8 protein-coding genes and 3 tRNA genes are annotated in these 22,326 nt (G+C 42.9%); 4 read left to right on the top strand and 7 right to left on the bottom strand.

Features of this window, described 5'->3' with window-relative positions; genetic code table 11:
* Position 1: 1 nt before the first annotated feature.
* Positions 2-469 (bottom strand): ribosome assembly cofactor RimP, encoded by a 468-nt coding sequence (gene rimP, locus DW917_RS03515; protein WP_118116541.1) that lies wholly within the window; start codon positions 467-469, stop codon positions 2-4.
* A gap of 203 nt (positions 470-672) precedes the next feature.
* The gene (locus DW917_RS03510) at positions 673-2,337 is read right to left on the bottom strand and encodes a S41 family peptidase (RefSeq protein ID WP_118116539.1); all 1,665 of its coding nucleotides are present in this window, start codon (positions 2,335-2,337) and stop codon (positions 673-675) included.
* A 217-nt stretch (positions 2,338-2,554) separates the two neighbouring features.
* On the opposite strand from DW917_RS03510, the gene DW917_RS03505 reads away from it, so the two are divergent.
* The 3 genes from DW917_RS03505 (at position 2,555) to DW917_RS03495 (ending at position 2,880) form a co-directional block, all read left to right on the top strand.
* Positions 2,555-2,628: transfer RNA gene (locus DW917_RS03505), tRNA-Asn, on the top strand.
* 52 nt (positions 2,629-2,680) lie between these two features.
* A tRNA-Asn gene (locus DW917_RS03500) sits at positions 2,681-2,754 on the top strand.
* Positions 2,755-2,806: 52 nt separating this feature from the next.
* Positions 2,807-2,880 (top strand) — tRNA-Asn (locus tag DW917_RS03495).
* Between the two features lie 281 nt (positions 2,881-3,161).
* Here the strand turns inward: DW917_RS03495 and DW917_RS03490 are convergent.
* The 5 genes from DW917_RS03490 to DW917_RS03470 form a co-directional block, all read right to left on the bottom strand.
* Positions 3,162-4,856: an RNA-binding domain-containing protein gene (locus tag DW917_RS03490; protein ID WP_118116537.1), complete on the bottom strand. Its 1,695-nt coding sequence runs from the start codon at positions 4,854-4,856 to the stop codon at positions 3,162-3,164.
* A gap of 847 nt (positions 4,857-5,703) precedes the next feature.
* Positions 5,704-8,508: a glycosyl hydrolase gene (locus tag DW917_RS03485; RefSeq protein WP_118116535.1), complete on the bottom strand. Its 2,805-nt coding sequence runs from the start codon at positions 8,506-8,508 to the stop codon at positions 5,704-5,706.
* Between the two features lie 43 nt (positions 8,509-8,551).
* A complete protein-coding gene (locus DW917_RS03480) occupies positions 8,552-10,894 on the bottom strand; it encodes a hypothetical protein (protein ID WP_118116533.1) in 2,343 nt (780 codons plus the stop codon).
* A 39-nt stretch (positions 10,895-10,933) separates the two neighbouring features.
* Complete coding sequence (locus DW917_RS03475) at positions 10,934-15,181, bottom strand: alpha-L-arabinofuranosidase C-terminal domain-containing protein (RefSeq protein WP_118116531.1); 4,248 nt, start codon at positions 15,179-15,181, stop codon at positions 10,934-10,936.
* 139 nt (positions 15,182-15,320) lie between these two features.
* Positions 15,321-18,875 (bottom strand): hypothetical protein, encoded by a 3,555-nt coding sequence (locus DW917_RS03470; protein ID WP_118116529.1) that lies wholly within the window; start codon positions 18,873-18,875, stop codon positions 15,321-15,323.
* 556 nt (positions 18,876-19,431) lie between these two features.
* Here DW917_RS03470 and DW917_RS03465 point away from each other — a divergent pair.
* Positions 19,432-22,302 carry a hypothetical protein gene (locus DW917_RS03465; protein ID WP_147344110.1) on the top strand — a complete coding sequence of 957 codons (2,871 nt, stop codon included), beginning with the start codon at positions 19,432-19,434 and terminating at the stop codon, positions 22,300-22,302.
* The last annotated feature ends 24 nt before the right edge of the window (positions 22,303-22,326 follow it).

Raw genomic sequence — 22,326 nt, 5'->3', positions numbered from 1 at the left:
TTTATTTGAAACTTATTACGTATTTTGTATATTTTACCTTATCCATCTGGAAAGCATAATCTACTTCCTGTTTTACCGGACGCTTCTTGCCTTCCACTTTTACCTTTTCTTCAACACCTACTGTAAAATCATTGCCATCGACAGCCTTGAGGATGCCCTTTACTTTTTTGCCATCGGCATCAAGCACCTCGACTTCTTTGCCAACAAAGTTGATGTACTGCTGAGGCACCTTGAATGGCTGTCCCAATCCTGCAGAACCCACCTCCAGTTCAAAGTCTTCCTCATCACGATTCAAATGGTCCTCAATATATCTACTGAGTTCCACGCAATCCTCAATCCACACGCCATCGGCGTGGTCGATTTCCACGACAATCTTGTTGTCTTGACTAATTTCGATGCCTACCAAGAAATATTCCTTATCTTGGAGCCACTCATCCACTAATGTTTTTACGACGTTTTTGTCAATCATATATACCTTATTAAAATAAAATGAGGAACTCTTTGCGAGCCCCTCATTCCACTGAACGTTTGCAAAATTACGAATAATTTCGATATTATCCAAAAAAAATGGAACTTTTTATTCCTAACATGCGCATTTTTAATGGATTGTGCATGGATTTCAGCTAAAATCATACTTATTTCCTTCTGATATAGGCAGGTATCGTATGCACTTTATTTTTTCTTAGGATGCAAAATCTTGGCATATTCTTCCGGAGAATTCAAGAGGCGGGACGCTTCCTTTACCACCTTGTCATATCTCAGGGAATTGCGGATGGCACCTGCCTGATAATAGTAAGCTGCCACGATCGCGTTTTCCAGCAATCGCTTGATAGTAGCCTTATTATAATCCAGATCCTTTGCCACATTATGACTCAGTTTTTTCTTCAATGCCTCAAACTCCGGTTTGGCATCCTCATAATATCCTTCAAACTTAGCAAGTTTCTCCAAATCCTTCAAGTATTTCTCCGTTTCACGGTCATACTTAAAGTTTGCCTTCAGCACTCTTGCCTTGAATTCCTCATAGTCTGCATCCGTCAAAGCAAATTCCTCTGGTGATGCAATCGTTGGATGCTTGGCAATGTAATCTACCTCATAATTAAGCATCACCTCATTACTGTCACGAGCTCCTGCTAAATAGAAGGCAATATTTGGAAGAGAATCTGGCTTTACCTCTACATCTGGTTTGATACCGCCACCGTCACGCACTTCTCTACCGCCCACGGTATAGAAGACCTTGGTCAATGAATCTGGCACATGCTCCACATATCCACCCCTCGAATGTTTATAGTTCAAAGCCTGCACACATCTTCCGCTTGGAATATAATACTTGGCAGTGGTCAGTTTCATCTGTCCGTTGTAAGGCAAATCCATGGTTGCCTGAACCAAACCTTTTCCATACGTGCGCGTACCTAATATAATAGCTCTATCATAGTCCTGCAGACTACCACTTGTTATCTCACTGGCACTTGCCGTGTTTTCATTGACGAGCACAGCGATAGGCATCACCGTATCAATCGGTTCCACGGAAGTCTTATACTCATTGTTGGAACGTTTCAACTTTCCCTTCATCTGCAGTATCAGCTTGTTTTTAGGCAAGAACATATTGACGATACTGATAGCTTCCTGCACAGAACCGCCTCCGTTATCTCTCAGGTCGAGAACCAAACTTTTAGCGCCCTGTTTTCTCAAGTCGATAAAAGCACGACGTACATCTCTTGCAGAATTTTCTGTAAAACTATTATAGTTGATATAGCCTACCTGATTCTGCAACATACCATAATAAGGAAGATATGGCATCTGAATGGTTCGGCGTGTAACCTTCATTTTCATCTCCTTGCCCGTGCTCGGTCTTTTGATTTTGATGATAAAGGACGTACCAGGTTCACCACGGAGGTGGTCACTGACGTATGACACTTCCTTGCCAACCATGGAAGTATCAGCAATGGAAAGGATGACATCACCCTTCTTGAGACCAGCCTCCGCAGCAGGCATATTCTCATAAGGTTCGTCGATAACCACAGTCTGCAACTGGTTGTTATATCGAATCAGTGCACCCACACCGGCATACTTACCGGTAAGCATGCGTTTCAACTCTTTCTGATCTGACTCTGGATAATAGGTAGTATAAGGATCAAGACTACCGAGCATAGCCTTGATACCATAGCCGATAACCTCATCCGCATTGAGTGTATCGACATACATCATATCCAAGTTTTTATAGATGGCATTGAAAACATCCATGTTTTTAGCCACTTTGAAATCATGGTCTTTATCTTTCTGTGCAAAAGTTGGCAATGCCAAAAGCAGAGCCAGCATTGAGATCCATATTTTATTCATGCTTATCTTTTTATTAATATGTTTATTTGCCTACAAAATTACTCATTTCTTTGTGAAAACTGCCATTTTCTGTCTTAAAATATGCCTATAAACAAGAAAAAATGCACTTTTTGAAGAAAAACTCAAAAAAAACCGGCAAAAAATTTGGTAGAATCACGAAAAGTTAGTACTTTTGCAGTCGCAAATAAGGAACATCATGTTCTTATAGATGCAAAATGCTTCAATAGCTCAGTTGGTTAGAGCACCTGACTGTTAATCAGGGGGTCGTTGGTTCAAGCCCATCTTGAAGCGCAAATAGAGTATCAAGCAACTCTTATACTCTTCTTCTTTCATAAGCTAAAATGCTTCAATAGCTCAGTTGGTTAGAGCACCTGACTGTTAATCAGGGGGTCGTTGGTTCAAGCCCATCTTGAAGCGCAAATAGAGTATCAAACAACTCTTATACTCTTCTTCTTTCATAAGCTAAAATGCTTCAATAGCTGAGTTGGTTAGAGCACCTGACTGTTAATCAGGGGGTCGTTGGTTCAAGCCCATCTTGAAGCGCAAAAGCCTTGCAGGTTCAACACTTGCAAGGCTTTTTGTTTTTTTATACAAAAGAGGCAGCCAGTCAGGATCGTAGATGACAAGCACAGATCTCTCTGCGCTCATCTTCCCCAACCAGTAATCTACAATATATCTTTATATGTCCATGTTCTTGTAAATTTCTTGTAAATCTTGCAGTTTTCTTGTAAATCTAAAAAAGCATTTCTATCTGACTATCAACACTTTACAAAAATTTTCTTGTAAAACTTGCAGTTTTCTTGTAAATCTAAAAGCCTACAACTCTACTTGCACAAGAACCAAATACGTCTCTCCACATGGATTTTCCCTTCCTTCCTTAAGGAAGCCAACAAGTTAGTCACTTTATTATACTTTTGAATTTCATCCAAGACCTCTGGCAATTTATCCATAAGAAGTTCTTCGATTTCTTTTCTTGATGCAGACTTAAACTTTTCCAAGTAATCAATAATCAATTTCTTATAATACGAATCATCAAAACTTTTATTCTTTATATATGAAGCCTTCAAACCTATATGTTTGGAAGATTCCACTACTTTATACGACAAATATAAATTGGTCTTTCTACCTTCAACAAATCCTTTTTGTCTGAGAAGAGCTATAGCATCATTTGTCAAATCTGCATATTTTTTCTTCTGTACCTTATCCAAGAGAATAATTTCTGGAAGAGACAATTCTGGATTATTCACAAGAATACGAGCGAAATTCTCATCCAAGACTTTTCCTTGTATTTCACACCTTACCTTTTGGTCGGAAAGCGTATATATAGGCATTGGGAAAAATCTCTTCTTCTGTTCGACGAAGAGTTTCTTAATTCCACCTCCTTCCGTATCAGCCATTCCTACATTACACATCGCCTCCATCAAGAACGGATTTCGGTATCTTGAATCTGGACAGTCGCGTTCAACCACATCTTCTACCGAATCGGGTATAAACTGACCATAATTCTGTACCACCAGTTTCTCATCTTCATATTCCAAAAGTTCAATACGAGTGCTCATACCATAATCCTGATGACCGATAGCGTTATTAATTGGCTCTCTAAGTGTAAACATGTCATAGCGTTTCATATTCTCTGGGAACATGTTTCCGCTGATGGTATATATGTAGTTTGTATTTCTTATGTATTCCTTTGTTATCTCATCCACAGCCTTAATCATTGGGATATGGAAATTACGAAAATCTTTATTCTTATCATCTTTTGCAAGCAGTTTCCAACGAATGACACATACGGCTGGCGACAAGAAATGTTCAGATTCCTCTCTACCCAAAAGTATGATAGCTGCATTGGTTATCTTTCCGGCTCTTGTAATCTTTGCCTTGTTCAAGAAGGTTGCATCATCCCAGCTCTCGATTTCCTTAGCTCTTATCTCATGCCTTTCCGTATATTTTTCTCTTGCCATACGAATCGCATCAGGGTCGAGGTCATCGATGGTGGCATCTTCTATAATATTAGCAGTCCAATCGCCAAAGACAGCACTTGGTTCTGAAAGTATTCTTTGCATACGCTCCTGCGTCATCTCTACCAGCGAATCGGCAATACGTTGCCATGCCTTCCTATGAGCATAGACAGGGCGGCGTGGCTGATGCTTGGGGATATGAATAATCCAAACTGTTTTTTGGGTATCCTCGGTTATGAATTCCTCAACACAAAGGCCTTCAGAAGAAAGGTTCACACATTGCTCCACCAACTTGAACGTCGCAGTCAATGGGGTTGCAGCAAAACCATTGAAAGTCAATGCTGACAAATCCGTGCCAACGATATCCAAGGTCTGGTCTTTGACACCAATCACAAGTTCACCTCCCTCCATGTTGGCAATAGCCGACACGTAGGAAAGTACATCATTGCCTTCCTTGCCATTGAAGGAGTTCTTCAGATTTTTCATTTCCTTCCATTCGCATCTTGCATTTTCTTCAGGATAGCGTTGGCGGATATATTGTTGTAGCTCTTGCTCTGTCATACCTTATTCTATATATTTTGATATCATTAATTAGTTTTCTTCTCAACTAATACTACTTTTATGCAATTATATCCTTCATTGTTTTTTTTATTATTGGATAAAAATGCAAATTTAAGAATTTTATTCGAAAATATGCGGTGTTACTCTTTTTTATAGGAAAGTTTAACGATTAGCTTACTCCTTATAGGACATAAATTGCAAACAATAAAGAACCTACAAACTCGGTTTAAGGAACATATATATATTAATCATTTTTTATTTGCAAAGAAAATTCCAGAACTCCATAAGTATCTGATTATAAGCCGGTTTTTATTTGCAAAGAAAATTCCATGCAATAATAGGAATATGAATAGGAAAGATAAAGCTTTAGCTATTTTAAAGGAAAGTTTAACACGCATTCCTCATGAATTAAGTGAACTTGATTGCAATCTATCTACGAAAACGGATTAATTCAGTACGATTCTTTTTATTGTGTCTATAAAATTAGGAACAAAAAATAAGGAGTGTCTACTATTTCAGTTTTATGATATTGATAGTGTCTACCTTTCTAGTTTATAAAGTAAAAAAGTGTCTACTGAAATCAGGAAAAGTCATTTCTATATTGCCCAGATTTGGTTCACCTATTTGGGCACTTGTTGCCCGTCTCGTGAGCAACGGTTGCTCGTCTCATGTTCATCGGTTCCCCAACACATGATCCCCGAGGGACCGCTTGAAGGTCATGACAGGGACTTTTTGGGGTGTATAGGATTTGACTCATGATACACCCTTCATGTAAAAAAAGGTGCATTCCGACTTTCTTCGGAACACACCTTATTATATATACTACAAAACGCTCATATTCTCGGCTTTATCGGCGAATAACCAATTTGGAGAACTTGCCGGAATTGGCCTTGATGACCAAGATGCCAGCAGGCAAGGAAGCCAAATCGAAATGCGCCTCACCACCTTGGAAGTTGGCAGAAGCAACCTTTGCACCAGAAGCTGTATAGACAGCCACAGCTGTAGCCTTGGCATCACGAACATTGACCATGCCGCCATTTACCTCTACTGAAAGATCAGCCGTTTCACCGCCAGTAACATTCTGGATACCTGTACCTGCCGATTCGTCATCACTGATAGCCATCCAACCCACAGTCTCGCTAAGTGGCTTATTCCTACTAATCGTTTTATTTGGATCAGAAGAGTCGCCCACTACTCGAACATTAGCATAAGACTTTGTTTCATAAAGATCATCCAAACTTACCAATCGCATCAATGACAAGAGCGGACGATTGAAAGACTGATATTGGAAAATCAGTTTTGGATTATTCAATTCTTTGCCATAGTTTAACTTATAACGAGAAATAGTTGATGTAAATTCCATATCCTGGTTGCCTACAGAGATGATCTTGTCAAATGCAGTCGTACTACCCTTCTCGATGGCAAAAAAGGAAACACGTTGCTTAACGATTACCTTTCCAAATTTACTGGCTTCCACCTGGCGAGTCAGCACCACCTTAAAACCATCTTTGGTAATTTCCCAAGCACGAGCTTTCACAGGATACTTCAAGGTAGAATTCGGGGTCACGAATACCACAGGAGCCTCAGCAAATGGTTGCTTAAACTTATATTCTATCGTATCACCACCCACTTTTACTACAGTACCAGCTTCATCCGTAATGAGACCCGTCTCATAATGAAGAGAGCCCAAGGTACCATTACCAGGTTTTGCTACAATAAACGAGGCATGCTCTGTTCCACTGGAAAAATCATTAGGATCCGAGTCGAGCGCATTCCAAGGAAAGAACTTCGATGTGAAATAACTCGTAGTGATAGCATTGACAACCTCCTGAGCACGAGTCTTAAAATTTACACCGGTTGTACCTCCAAAAACCACAACTGGGTTGCTTTCAAATCCATGCTCATAGAAACTATAGACATCTTCATCATTTGCAGCAGACATGGTTCCCCATTGGAAATCAGCAGAACCTTCTGAACCATTCACCGTATTTGCTACCTCAGAAGAAAGGCGGTCTCTTCCCAAGAAATCTATCACATGGATACGATAGAAATAATTACCAGCCTCTTCTACCTTCTCCTGATAAGAATAAGTGCGGGCAGTATCCTCTACTGCTTCAAGATGACTGACACACTCCCACTGTCCATACAATCCTTTTTTACGCTCTACCATGATATCATCTACAAACTCACCGCTATGGTTCTTGAATGTCATGGTACAAGTCTTCGTACGTGGCACAAAAGATACGGTCAGGTCTGAAGGATCATAGGTACGAGGATTCCGAGGAACATACTCATAGTCGGAGTTGTAAGCCAACTTAGGTGCTAAGGCAGCATACTTCTCGCCTATCGGCGTCAACTTATCTCCAGCTATCGCATAACGGCAGTCCTGTACATTATTAAAGAAAGCATAACGCTCTATATAAGGAGCATCATTCAGATAGTCGAGGATCGGACCCATGCGCTGCAACTCAATTGCATAATTGGCATCAGTTCCTTTGGTATCACTTCCAGGCCATCCTGTCCAGTTGGCACCATAGTTCATCTCTGTAATCCAGATAGGGCGACCGCCACATCGCTTACTGATACTTTCCAACTGACTCTTCCAGCCTGGCTGATCTTTATACCAATAAGCATGAACGGCAATAAAGTCACAGCGCCAGCCACGGGCATCCACAGAGTCGATAAATTCATAAAGCCAATTATAATCAAAAGCTACGGCAGGAGAACCCAAGCGGCGACCGGTAGCCATCATCTGAGGCCAGTTGGCCAATACACCATGGACATCAATAAACTGTTCCTTTATATCATTCTTATTATCCGGTTCGTTGTTACTCAAGATATTGGCACTACCCGAGTTATTACCCACATCTTCAATACCCGGCCATCCCTCATGGTGGTGCTGGGTCACATACTCACGATCTACCCAATCATCATGAATACTGGCATCCCAGTTGTAAGCCCATCCCGTTTTGAATTTTTCCTGCACATCATTGTTCCAGAATCCAGCCCATCCACGCTTGTGGACATCATTCCACTTACTGATGCGGATGTAAGAAACTCTGTCGTTGAGTGGTTTGGAAACACTTGCCAAGTTGATTTTCTTATCCGCTTTATCGGCGATGAACACACGGCTATAGCCTGTACCATCTCCCTTGGTACCTAAACAGACCATGTATCCACGTTTTAGGATAAAACTTCTGATATGATTATTAAAAGTTTTATTACTTGATGTCAAGTTATACTTAGTATTGACAACAAAATTATTAGAAGACTCTCCACCAAAATCAGCCTCTGCAAATACAGTCAAAGGTTGATTTCCGGAATAAGGCAAAATCATAGCACCGGCATTATAGATACGCACCTGGCAGTTGGAGCCATTCCTCGCTGCTTCACCATTGATCATCACGTTGCTCAGGAATTTTACAGCCTTGCTTGGCAACAAATTATCAAAGATGACGGTCGCATGATCCGTATTGGTGATGTTGATACTACCGGTTGTGGCGAAAGGCGTGGTCGAAGAGATATGATAATCTACCTCTCCGTCCAGGGTAACCGAGCCCGTTACCTCTTTCACCGTCTGACTCGTGTTGTCGGCGAACACCGACAGGGATGCCGCCAACAAACAGGTTAAAAACAGTTTTCTTTTCTGCATGGTTTAAGTTTATTCTTATTTAAAAATTAGTTCTTGTTATTTTCTACTTTACTACCTTCTTCTTTCCATTGATGATATAGATGCCTTGAGGTAAGTCCTGCAAATCTTCAGCCTGTTCTTTCACTTTCTGACCACCCAAGGTATAGACCCCTTGCTTAGCAGCAGGATTCTCCATCTTGATCTCCTGAATACCAGAAGCGACAGGTTCTTTTACACCATAATAGTAGAGGCGGAAATTATCAAAGATGGCCCAATAATTTGACAGGACATTATCTCCCTTCAAACCAATGGTAATCGTCAATTTATACTTGGTTGTATATTTCAACGTATTCTCATAAAGCCCCTTCTCGAAATAAGCATGAGCAGACTGCATATCATTAGGCACATACTTCGTTCCCGCAGCAGCTTCTTTACCTATATTCAACTTATGGGTCTGGGCATCCGCCATGATGTTACAGATGTTCTGCTTGTTTTTTTCAGTTCCCATATATATATAGGTAGCCACCTTGTCAGTTCCTGCAGCATAATCAGTATTCACTTGAGTAGTGGTTCCTGGACGCTGGAAAGCCTGAACCTTCATCTCATACACACCCTTAGGCATAGATTTCAATTTCTGACTGATATCCACGGACTTCTGGTAATATTCAGCACAGGAATAATTGAGGGTAGGTTCTGGAGAAACCGTCCATCCTTCAAGTGCATCCATTCCTGCATTCTGAATCAAGAAGGAAATATCAAAAGGCTTGTCAGCTTCTGTTGCCTGTACACCACCCAAGAATGTTTTCACTGCTTTCAGAAGGTCTGTCTTTGCTTGCTCCAGTTCGTCTGCCAATCCTGTTTGAGCTAACTCTTTCATTTCTGCTAACACACCTTCGAAAGTAGCATCCGCACCTTCCACGGTTTCCTGATGAGGAACAGCCAACAAGGCTTCTACTTTCTCAATCTGGGCATTCAGTTCATCGGCAACACCATTTCTGTAATTCTGTGACAACTCCTTCGCCTCATCAGCAGTAAGAATCAACCAACGCTGGTCACCTGCCTCCTGAGAGAATTTCAAATTAGCAGAAGTTGTGGCATTCGTTTTCTGAGCAGTCAGACAATAAGCAGAATTATTCTGCACATGAGCTATCCAATAACCCGTGCGCATCTCGCCACCCACCTTTTCCACTTCTACAGAGGAAGGCAGGAAATGGAAACGTTCACGATTTGTCAGTTCTGTCACTTCCTTGGTCTTGATACCATTGGTACCGGTAGAATTGTATGAAAGATACTTGCCTGTTGCCACATTCTTCAGGGAATAGTAGCAGGTAGCAGGGTCGAAAGTAATGTTCCATGCCACACTGTCATTGGTCGTAGCATCCTCATCACTCATCGCCATCCACTGTAAGTTACCACTCTTATCAACGCGCAAGAACTTCGAACCCAGACCATATCCCTCATTTTTGAGATAATACTTCTGCTGGTCATCCTGTTCGAAGACATAGGCAGGAGTAGCAAACTGACCATTTGTTGGTGCCAGTCCATCTTCTCCCAAAGCCTCAGCCAAGAGCGAGTTTCCTACATAAAGAATCTGAGTACCATTATCCTCATGCGCTCCATTCACACCGTATGGCCACATGTGAGTACCATCGCCATTCAAGCGGACCGTCGTACTATTGTCCAAGAAGCGCAAGGCACGGGTAGCACGCACACCCAACCAATAACCGCTGGTAGTATTGGAACGGAGGAAAGAATTCTGCCAGGTAGCATGGGTTCCCACGCCGATGGCATGCAGCATCTCATGGAGCAAAGTACCCGTCTTCTGATAGGAAGCATTCGGTCCTACTCGCATCCAACCGCCATAACTACAGTCTGCAGTAGGCGTTTGAGCACCATAATTAATGGTGATATGAAGTCCATGAATACCCGTATATTCATTCCATAAATCAATAGCATCCTTGGCAGCAGACTGAACACGATTCAGCGCATCAGAAGGGAAACCGTCATTGATGTTATAAGTAACACCACCCTTCGGACGAGTAATTGCTTTCACAGGATCACCATAGACTACATCGCCACTGGTCTGCTTGACGTAGGCACGGATGTAATATACCGTAGCAGGCTCCAACTGAGAGATCTTGTAGATTTCTCCCTGATTAGACAGATAGATCTTGCTTGTTCCATCCTCCACCGTTGGCATCTGATTGACAGAAGAATAGCAGAAGCCCTTTTCCTTGATGTTGCTTGATGTAATGCCACTTACGGTCATACGACCATAGATATGAGTAGCACCGCTCAACCAGACCTTGTTGGTCTTCACGACTGCATCTGCTGCAAAAGCAGGTGTAGCGTAGCCCATACAGGCTACGCTCAACATGATGATTGCTTTTTGATATATCTTTCTCATTTTTATTATTTAGTCGGTTTGTTAAAGATACTTTGCATATTACTTGTTCAGATGTTTCTTACCATCCTGGATATAGATACCCTGAGTAGGTTTCTTGCCAAGCTTGACACCATCAAGTCTGTAGATAGGGGAAGAATTTCCTTCCTTCTTATCACCCAGAACTCCTTGGATACCCGTCTCAGCATCCAGGTAGGTCAGTTTGAAGTTGTCGAAACAGCACCAGTCATAGTTGAACATCTGATTGCTCCTGATGCCTAATTTCAAAGTACCATCCGTTACCACACATTCCAATGTATTATGATAGAGGTCATGGGTATTGAATGCCGCATTCGCCTCTGTCACATTGTCTGGATAGGTATAAGGAGAAACGGTATAGATATCCGCATCATAAAGAGAGCATACCGACTTCTCCTCATTGTTGGCATAGAAAAGGGCATTGATGGTCTCTGAACCATTCTTATGAGCAGCCGAAGCATCCTCCTTACCGCCTGCACGGTAGAAACTCTGCACCTCTACACGATAACGGCCATTTGGCAGACCGGAGAGTTGCTGATAGAAATCGAATGTCTTGTAATAATGCTCAGCTACGCCCTGGGCAGCAGCCGTAAAGCCAGTTCCACTCCAGCCTTGGCCTCCCTGAGAGAAGTCTGGATTCTGGAGCAGGAAGGTCATATCAGACAGTTTACCCTCTGCTGCCAACTGGCGGAGATATTCATCATAACCCGCCAAAGCTTTCTGTAAGGCAATATAAGCCTTTTGCATTGCCTCGTATTCTTCATCGAAAGTACCCGATTCGTTCAAAGCCTGTTCTCCCAAGGCGATGGCTTCTGCCAGCATATCAATCGGGCGAACAGCCTGCAACTTCTTTGCCTCATCCAGTGCATTGACCACCTTTTCCCATGTTTCGAGATGGGTATATTCTCGCTCAGTCAACTTCAGGAACGAACCATGCTGAGGGTTTACACTGCCCTTGATATTGGTCATTCCGGTAGGATTCTGACAATGCTCATCCAGATCCAACATACGATAACCACCACCACTATAGTTCACATAAGCCAACTTCCAGGTACGGCTGTTGATCGGTCTGAACAAACTTGGCGCTTCGATAGACTTATTAGGCTCATAGACATCAAAGTTTGGATCCAGCTGCCACTGGCAGGTACCCGTAGTCTGGTCTGTAGGCACCAGGAATTTTGCTCTTGCCTGTTTGAGATGATGCTCCCCACTCTCCGTCTTGTAGATCATGACATATTCGCCATCCACCTTATTATATACGATATCGGCATCAATGATGTCATAGCCCGGATCGAAATAAAGCTTAGGTGCAGAAATCTCAGTCAGATCCTCATTGACCAAAGAGTAATAGATACGATGACGGTCAGGGAAGCCAACAGAATAATAAACCACATACTTCCGGGTCACAGGATCATAGATTACCTGCGGTGCCCAGGCTGCAGTCATATCCTTTACATCAGTCAGACCAAGAGCCTTCATATTTTCCTCACTCTCGAGATCGATGCTAATGCTCTTGTCCCAATGAACGAGGTCGTTGCTGAGCATCAGAACCATGATATGGTTACTGTTCCACCCCAATCGGGAAGTCATATCAGTACCAGCCAACATGTACTTGCCACTTTCCGTACGCATCACATACGCATCACGCATACCTCCCGTCTGCGTAAACTTCTTGGTATCGAAGACCTCACCACCATTGAAGAGATCACGGTAACTATTGCCATAGCGGCTCAGGGCGAAAGAGGTTATTTCCTGAGAACCATGCATGTGGGCATAGAGATAACCATACTTATCTGCATCCTCTGCCAAGACATCGTCCTTCACCTCATCAGCCACCTCACTCACTTTCAACTTGAATACGTTGAGGGAGAAAGCCGGAATCTCCAAGGACTTGACATCAGACAGACTGACTTCTTCTGTAGGAACCACATTGAAAGGTTCGTCCATTGTATTCTCATCTGTACCACTGGCAGAGGTCAGTCGCACCACAGTACCCCCATCAGCCTTCATATTCTTGAGATTCAGCTGGAGCGTGGTTGCCGCCTGATTAGGATTTACCACTTTCAGATAGAGGATACCATTCTCCTCATCCAACTGTGCAGACTGATAAATCTGCTGTTCAGCAGGTATAGTTAACTGATGGACCACCGTACCATCCAACTTGCAGGTAACGGCATTTCCATCCACCTCGATCTCGATATCATACCAGCGGTCGTTCTTGATAGAACAGGAAGCAGTGGCAAGTGTAGATTTCGAACCATTCACACACATTTCTACTCCATGAGACGTATTATTCCAGCCCCCGAGATTCCACCAGCAGTAGTTATTGGCATCCTGATAATTGAAAATAACGAGGAAGCCTTCTCCACCGCCGTTTTTCTTTGCACGAAGCTTGTAGGTATATTTCTGAGCAGAAATCTTTTGCGTATTAACATAAGTACAGTTGGTAGAAGAAGCGGTCTGCTTCAATTCTCCATCACGGACACTCCATAAACCGGTTCCTGCATTCCAGGTATTCTGTGAAGAAGAGAAATCATCCTTCCATATTGTACTTCCGTCATTTCCCTTGACCTCCACATCATCATAAGAGACCTGAGTATTCCAGGAGCCTACTCCCACCTGACAGTCTGGAACTGAAGAAGAAGAATTACCCGTTTCAGTCCATAGCAGATTCTGCTTGCCCAAGTTGTTGCCCAGAAGTTTCTGCACATAATAAGAAGGTGTACAGAAATTCTTTGCAGCATTGAAGTGGATCATATCGTATGCCCACAGCGGGTCTTCCTCGTGGGTAAAGATTGGTGCAAAGCTTGCCAACTTGCAGACATCGGAGTTTTTCTCCATACCCAACATGTAGATGGCCTCTCCCAAGGCGCTGTTCAAGTTGCCATACTTGCCATAAGAACCGGAATTGGCAGCATATTCACCATTATACACACCAATGCTACGGTTGTAACGGTCGTACTTATGATAATTGTTTCTCATCCACTGGTAGGAGCGATAGTAATGCTCATCCACGAGATCAACCGGAGAATCCAAGACCCATGCAGGATTGTCAGTACCCCATGCCTCCACATTACCGATGATAACTATCTCCGGATATTTGGCATGGATGGCTTCATAGAATTTAGCATAGCGGCGACTGTATTCCTCACGAGCCTCAGGCTGGCCATTCTCATTGCCTACCTCTATAAACTTAAGTCCGTAAGGCTTCTCATGACCATTGGCGATACGGCGACGGCCCCATTCGGTAGTCTCATCCCCATTGGCATATTCGATGGCATCCAAGGTGTTCTGCACCAGGGTATCCACCTGTTCAAAAGGAACGGTAAAGCCATGTCCCAGACCTACATTGACCACAAACATGGGAGCAGCATTCAAATCTTCACACATCTGCAGGTATTCATCATAACCCAAGCCATCAGAAGAGCGGTAACGCCAGTTACGGTTCCAATGTCCCGGACGTTCCTCTATCGGACCGAGCGTACTCTTCCACTGGAAGGAATTTTCCAGTGCATCCTGTCCTTCCACGTAACAACCGCCAGGGAAACGGAGGAAGGTAGGCTTGGTATCATCAAGAAGTTGGGCAAGGTCAGGGCGCAAACCATTCTTGCGACCTTTCCAGGTATAAGGCATGAGTGAGACTACATCGATCAGCATGCTTCCATTATTAGAGGTAAGCAATGCGAAACGACCTTTCTCACAAGAAGCATTTGCCTTGATTCGGGCAGTCAACAGAGTCCAGGAATTAGACTTCAAAGAGCCTTCCAACTGCACTTCCTCTGAAACTGCAGTTCCATCATTCTGCTGGAGTTGTCCGTATATTTTTCCATTAAAATCTGTTGAAGCTTTTACCCATACACGGAGCGTATAGGTAGAATCTGTCACAAAGTGCATTCCCCAGAAGCCCGTATTACAGACTCCAGCTTTATGGGTTGCACTTGCGCCGGAAACCGTCAGCTGCAGACAGGTTTGCTGTGCCTTGTTCATCACCTGCTTTTTATTCAGGGAGAGTTTCACGTTCTGTCCGTTTTGCTGGATAGCCGACCAGTATTCAGGGGTTGTATTATGATCCTCAAAAGATCGGTTTCTGATGAGTTCCGCATATAAGCCACCATCTCCCGCATGATTGATTTCCTCAAAGAACAGTCCGTATTGGTGTTCGCTGATAGCAGCCGCACGTTTTTGGGCATCGATGGTCATCGTTACCTGCGCTGTAGCTGCCAAAGACATACAGAGAGAAGAACAAAAGAGTATAGGTTTACTTAAGTTCATGAATGATACAGAGATAGAGTTGATGTAAAAAAAATAAGTTGAATAAAGAAAAGGAAAAAGGCAGACAGAAAACAGAAGGTTTTCACTCTCTGCGTTCCGTCTGCCTTTCAAGTTATGTTAGTTCAAAAACCAGTCGCAATTACTTAACGACTACCTTCTTCACCTTCTTAGAACCATCCTTCATCACGGTCTCAATGATATTGATACCCTTCTGAAGCTTGCCAATCTGCATACCGCTTGCATTGTAGATCTTAGTTGCCACAGCATTTGCATCTGTAACGATCTCGCTGATACCTGTAGGATCAACACCGAGATAATATAACTTGAAGTTCTTAACGATTGTCCAGTCATTGGTTACCGTTACATTCTTGATCAAACCGATACGGAAATCGCTATTGCCATCATAGTTGAAATTCAATGGCTCAGAATCGTATGCACTGCCAGCTTCAGATCTGAAGAATGCCTGAGCAGTAATCATGTTGTCAGGAATGTACATTCCATCCTTCTTCATTTTTTTCAGACCTCCATTATCACTCAAGCCTACGTCATTCCATTTGTCTTCAGCAATCTTATGTGCAGTAATGGTCTTGATAGCCTGCTTGTTCTCAGGGAGTTCAGTAGCTACCTTCTTCCCTTCTTCTGTTGGGATTTCCTTATCAGAGAAGTAGATAAATGCATTCTCGTTTACATCATACTTCAACTCATCGCTACCGTCTTCAGCAGCCTTACCATTACGATAGAAAGCCTGAGTTGTCAAGCGATACATACCAGCAGGAAGACCTACCAATGTCTGCTGCAAGTTGAATGTACAGTTGAAGAACTCACCAGCCTCAACACTATTATTAGCCTGGAATCCCATTGTTCCATCTTTCACATCCCAACCAGTACTACTCATGGTTGCGAAATCACTGTTGGCGATAACCTTGGTGATATCTGCAGGTTTTGCTTCTGAAGCATCAGCAATGACATCATGGATGACGTACTTAGTTACACCTTCATTCAAAGCCTTGATAGCAGCTGGTATCTCAGCATCAGCAGCTGTACCATTATTATAAATATTCTCAGCAGTAGTCTTAGCTGCATTATACAAGCCTTTAGCTACGTCAGAGGTAGTAGAAGAAGCTTCATTTTCATCATAACGGGTCTGAGCATTCTCAATAGCAGTCTGAAGTGGCTTATAAGCCTCAATAGAGGTATTAGCAGCCTCAATGGCAGCACTCAATGTATGAATACCAGGAACTGTTGCTTCTGTTTCAAGAGCAGTCTTAGCAGCCTCCAACTGAGCGCGTACGTCAGCATTCATATTAGAAGCAAGCAAACCATCAGCCTTAGCAATCAATGGTGTAGTTACCGCACCTAAAGCATCACCCTTGCTACCAATATACTTCAATCTGAAGTTATCCCAGATAGCCCAGTCATGCGTGTTAGAAGGACGCGTCTTCGCACGTACACCGATACGAAGCGTACCACCCTCTACCAACATCGGAACTGTTACGGTATAAGCCTTAGGATTTTCTGCAATGGCAGCAGCCATACCCTGCATAGAGTTAGGGATATAAACATCTTCTCCATTCAGATTATATTTATAGTCAGCAGGGTTACCACCAGAAGGTTCCTTCATACCGTATGTATAAGGAGAGGTAAATGGAGTTTCCAAGTCATTTGCATAGATGAACGCAGTGATATTCTCTGTTCCATTGTCATGAGCAGCAGAAGCTACTTCATTCGTTCCTACACGCTGGAAAGCAAGTACTGACAATTCATAAACGCCATCAGGAATATTTGTAATATCCTGATACAAATCAAATGTTTTTTCGTAAGCCTCACAGTTCTTATAGTCCTTACTAACTGTCACATTACCTGTCCAGCCCTCACTTGTACCTGTATCGAATGATGGGTTCACGATCTTTCTTGTGATATCATCACCTGGCTTGATACTTGCATTCTGAGCAGCCTCTAACTTGACCTTCAAGTCTGCCATATACTGTGTCAACTGCTCATTATTAAGAGAGAAAGAGGACAGCAAGTCTGATACACTCTCATTAACTTCATATCCACAATCATTATATAAATCCTCTAATTCATCAACTTCAGTTCCTGCAGGTCCTTCTGATAAGAAATCTCCAATAGTTGCATCCAACTCTGTCAATTCAGCATACAATGCAGAGCTCTTGTCAATCTTAGCAGCGATATCAGCAAGTTGCTGCTTCATTGCATTGATTTCAGCTTCATCAGTATCAGTTGTCATCTCACCTACAGCAGCAATAAGTTCGCTTGCCTTATCGGTATAAGTAGGGCATACTTCCATACCACCCATCTGAGCCTCGAGTTCTGCAGCAGCTTTCTGCACATCTGCCAAGTTCATTGCCTTGAAGCTTGGACCACAATACTCAATCTGGAAATTATCTACGAATACCCAGTTAGCAGTACATTTATCCAGCTTGAAGCCGATAGTCAAATCCTCACCTTCCTTGATATCCAGGAGGAATTCATACTTCTGAGGAACACCAGCCAAAGTAGCTACTGTCTGAGAGTTAGGAGTACTCTTGGTATCTGCGAATACAGAAACACCCTCTACCTTATAGTCATTACCCTTAGACTGCTGGGTTGCCATCGCATAGCAGGTCACCTTATAACCACCCGCAGGCAGGTTGTGCAAAGTCTGAGAGAGAACACCGTCACTGAGACGACCAGCACCATCTACTTTGGTATTTGTTACAGGGTCTGAATTTCCATCCACCCAGCGCTCAATAAATTTCTCTGTCTGATAGCCATCAGGTGCTGTATATACAGAAGAATGTGTCTGCCAATTGGTACCATGACCGCCAGATTCGACATTACCGTCTTTATCATATATACAATCATGAGTCCAACCAGTCAAAGCATCGCAATTGGCGTCTGGAACATATTCTGTAATACCTACAGGAGATTCAGCCGTAGCTTCAGCCATTGCCTTATTTCTTCTTGCATCAGTAATCATGCGAGAAGCTTCCTTCAGCTGCCAATATTCTGCATTAGGATTATTGTAAATAGCTTCTACTGCAGATACATCTAATCCTTCATCATGAGCAGAATTAATCTGATCCTTCAACTTCTCTAAGCGATAGAAATAAGTATAAGGATAAGCAGCCCACTCAAGACCATAACTGGCATCAGCTTTCAAAGCAGGGCGGAACAGACCATCTACTGGAGTCTCACCTTTACCATCTAATCCAGTATCATTAGGATTATAACCGGCATAAGTATCAGGCTGCTCGTTAGACTGGAATCTGAATGTCGTACCATTAGGTGTAACTTTCCAATAGGTTTTCTCTATACCTTGATTATTGTAATCAACATAAGAGTTACCACCATTTTCATCAAATGAGTTAAGGAATATCTTGTTAGAAAAGTCACCAAACTTACCAGATTTATCATTACAGAAAGAATAGGTACCATTAGGCTGACCATCATCGCCCTTATTAGGAACGATAACAAAGCCAAGACCTGATGTGCCCAAACTTGTCTGGGTGCCATAAGCATTACCATTGGTAAGCCACTGGTCTGCCAAGATATTCTTGATAGCTACAGTATCAGTACCATCCAGTTTCAACTGAACTGGATTTGGAAGAACAGGATCATTCACCTGAGCTTGTGCATAATTGGTGCTTAATGAAGCAACCAAAACTGCTGAATAAAGTAAACGTTTGTCCATGCGTTATTTTTTGGTTTAATAGGTTGATGAAGTTATTAGCTTCATTTAATTAAAGTTTTATCTGGTTGCAAAATTAGTAATTTAACCGTAACATACAAGTTTTTAAGCAAGAAAAGTTATTGTTTTTTAGATTATTTAACCTAAATAGGTGTGTAAAATACAAAAAAACAATAGCACACATTATATAATAGCGTAAATTCAACACTTATCGCTCCATAAGTTTAGCAAAAAAAATCCGATAGGCGCACAAGCACTTAGTTAATCTTAGTTAACGCAGAGATATTTTTCAACAAAAATAGCATTATTTATTTAAAGTATTGTTATCTTTGCGCCCAAAATAACTAACGAAAGTATCCTAACAACAAAATTTGATTCAATCAAAATGAAACTGAGCCTATACCCAAATCCGGTAAAGAGTGGTATTTTCTGCCTGCATAAGCTCGATTTGCGGGCTTTATTTGCAGGCAAAATTTCATTTAACAAAGCAAATAACTGTTAAAGGAGAAATCTAATTATCAGATACATCGAAACTTCTAAACAACAAAATAACAAAAATATGAGCAACCGCTTTATCAATCAATCGCGTCATGCGATGCTCGGTATATGCGCTACTTTAGCCATCTCAGGCTTCTATGCATGTACTGACTCTTACGACCTCGACGACAAGGGCAACATCCCGACGAATTTGGGTAAGAGTATCTATGAAGAGCTGGAAAATCCAAGTGAAGCCAGTAGTCTTCATGGTACATTCAAAACCTATCTTCGCCTGATTGATGACCTTGGATACAAGGAGGTCATGTCAAAAACAGGTTCAAAGACTGTGTTTGCAGCTAACGACTCTGCATTCAACGAGTTCTTCAAGAGCAACAAATGGAATGCCAAGTCGTATGAAGACTTGACAGAGTCCATGAAGAAACAACTGTTCTACACTTCTATCCTTGACAATGCCATCCTGACGGAAATGCTTTCCAATGTGGAAAGTTCCAACAGTTCTGTTACCCGAGGCATTGCCATGAAACACCAGACCTCTGCCAACGCTACCGACACCATCTATCATGTATGGGCTTCTGAGTTGCCAGCCAACAACTCTTATTGGACTCCTTATATAAAAGGTGGAATCGACGTAGTAATGGACAACACCCGTCCTATGATGGTTCACTTTACCCAGGAGCAGATGCTCAACAATGGTATCAACAGCGAAGACTTTGCTGCCATCACAGGAAGACCATACGAGTCGGGTGGTACCTTTATCTTCAAGAACAAGATTATAGCTAAGGACGTAACCTGTCAGAACGGTTATGTAAACCAGACTGACGGTGTCATCGTACCTCCGGGCAACATGGCACAGGTGATCAGAGAGAGTAAGGACAGCAAGTGGTTCAGCCGCATGCTCGACCGTTTCTGTGCTCCATACTATGATGCCCAGACCACATTAAACTATAATGACAATGCCCTCCTCAATGGCAAGCCAATGATTGACTCCATTTTCCAGTGGCGCTATTTCAGCGAGCGTTCTCAGGGAGCAGTTGCTCTTCAGAGAGATCCAAAGCAGGTGGCATTGGCACAGGATATGCTTCTCAACTTCGACCCGGGATGGAACCAGTATTACAGCACATACGGCACGATGCTCGCCGATATGGGTGCGATGTTCGTTCCAGATGATAAAGCAGTAGAAGACTATTTCCTCAATCCATCCAATGGTGGTTACAACATTCTTGGACTTTATGCCAAGAAGCCTCTCACCAAGGAGAATTTCGGCGAGAACTTAGACAGTATTCCTGCCAACATCATCCGTTCATTCGTCAACAATATGATGAACGCATCCTTCGTACAGTCAGTACCAAGCAAGTTCGGTACCATCATGGACGAGGCGAGTGACCCAATCGGACTCACCTTGAAAGATGTCATCAAGAAAGAGAATGCCTACGATGTACGTATCGCCAACAATGGTGCCATCTACATGCTCAACCGAGTGATTCCACCTATTTCATATAATATCGTATCTACACCGGCATTGCTCCGCAAGGCAAGAGACTTAGGTGTGATCAACTGGGCTATCCAGGACAAGGACATGCTGAATGTAAACTACTATGCCTACCTGCGTGCCAGCTCAGCCAACTATGCGATGTTCCTGCCAAACAATACTGCTTTCGACATGTATTATGTAGATCCAGTATCATTAGGCAAGAACTACAAGGATGGTCCTCGCGTACTCCACTTCTATTATAAAGATGTGCATAAGGACAAGAATATCTCCGTATCTGCGTTCAAATACAATCCGGCTACAGGTTCTATCAGTTCTGACTCTACAATCGTTCAGTTGGGCGCTGTTACCGACCGCCTGATTGACATTCTGAACTATCATACCGTATCACTTTCACAGTCCGTTTCCAAGGACAACATAGGTGTAACCAATAAATACTACAAGACCAAGCATGGCGGTGAGATTGCCATCCACGGAGGTCACATCGGCGGAAACGTAGTAAGCGGTGGACAGATCAATGGTATTGCAGGCAGCAGCTACAGCTATCCAGTTTCAGAAATCAAGGAAGCTACCAGCTACAGCAATGGTAAGGCATTTGTCATCGACCACCTTATCCAGGCTCCACAGACCAGTGTATATGGCTGTCTCAACGACAACAGCCAGTTCTCTAAGTTCCTGGATCTGTGTACACCAGCCAATCTGAGCAATCTGCTGACCAGCATCGGTATGGATAAAGACGAACAGAAGCAGTTTACCGTATTCAGCGATGTCTTTGCCAACAACACAACAGAAAACAAGAAGTACGACTGTCTCGACCAGAACGTCAACTTCTACAACACATACAACTACACGCTGTATGCACCAGACAATGACGCCATGGAACTGGCATTCAAAAAAGGTCTCCCAACCTGGGAGCAGGTACAGGAAGTGATGGACAATGCTTCAGCAAATGACGAGAATGCCAAGGCTAAGGCACTGAAGATGGCTGAAGCTATCCGAAACTTCATCCGTTATCACTTCCAGGACTTCGCACTCTATGCCGACAACACCATCGACTACGGAGATGCACAGGAAGTAGAAAACGGCAACAGATCATACATGACCTCCTGCACCATCGGTTCTGCCTACAAACGACTCAAAGTCAAGGGCGGCAGCGGCAAGTTGAATGTAACTGACGAAGGCGGTGGTGACCCAGTCATCATCAATGCAAATGGCGACAAGTTGGTCAACTTCATGGCTCGTGACTACATCTTCAAGAGTGGTGCTATAGAAACATCCTCATTCACAGCCATCCATGAGATTTCAAAGCCTCTCTGCTTCAGCAGGAGCAAACGTTACGACGACGGTTTCGCCAGCAATACCCCTGAAGCCAACCAGGCACGCCTGAAGAATCTCAAGAACCTATACTATGCACAGAAGCATGGAATCAAGTTCTACAAATAATTTCACAACCAAGCTTATAACACA

It is taken from the genome of Prevotella sp. AM42-24, from assembly GCF_003461825.1.
GTDB lineage: Bacteria > Bacteroidota > Bacteroidia > Bacteroidales > Bacteroidaceae > Prevotella > Prevotella hominis.
This window is presented reverse-complemented; position numbering and strand designations above follow the sequence as displayed.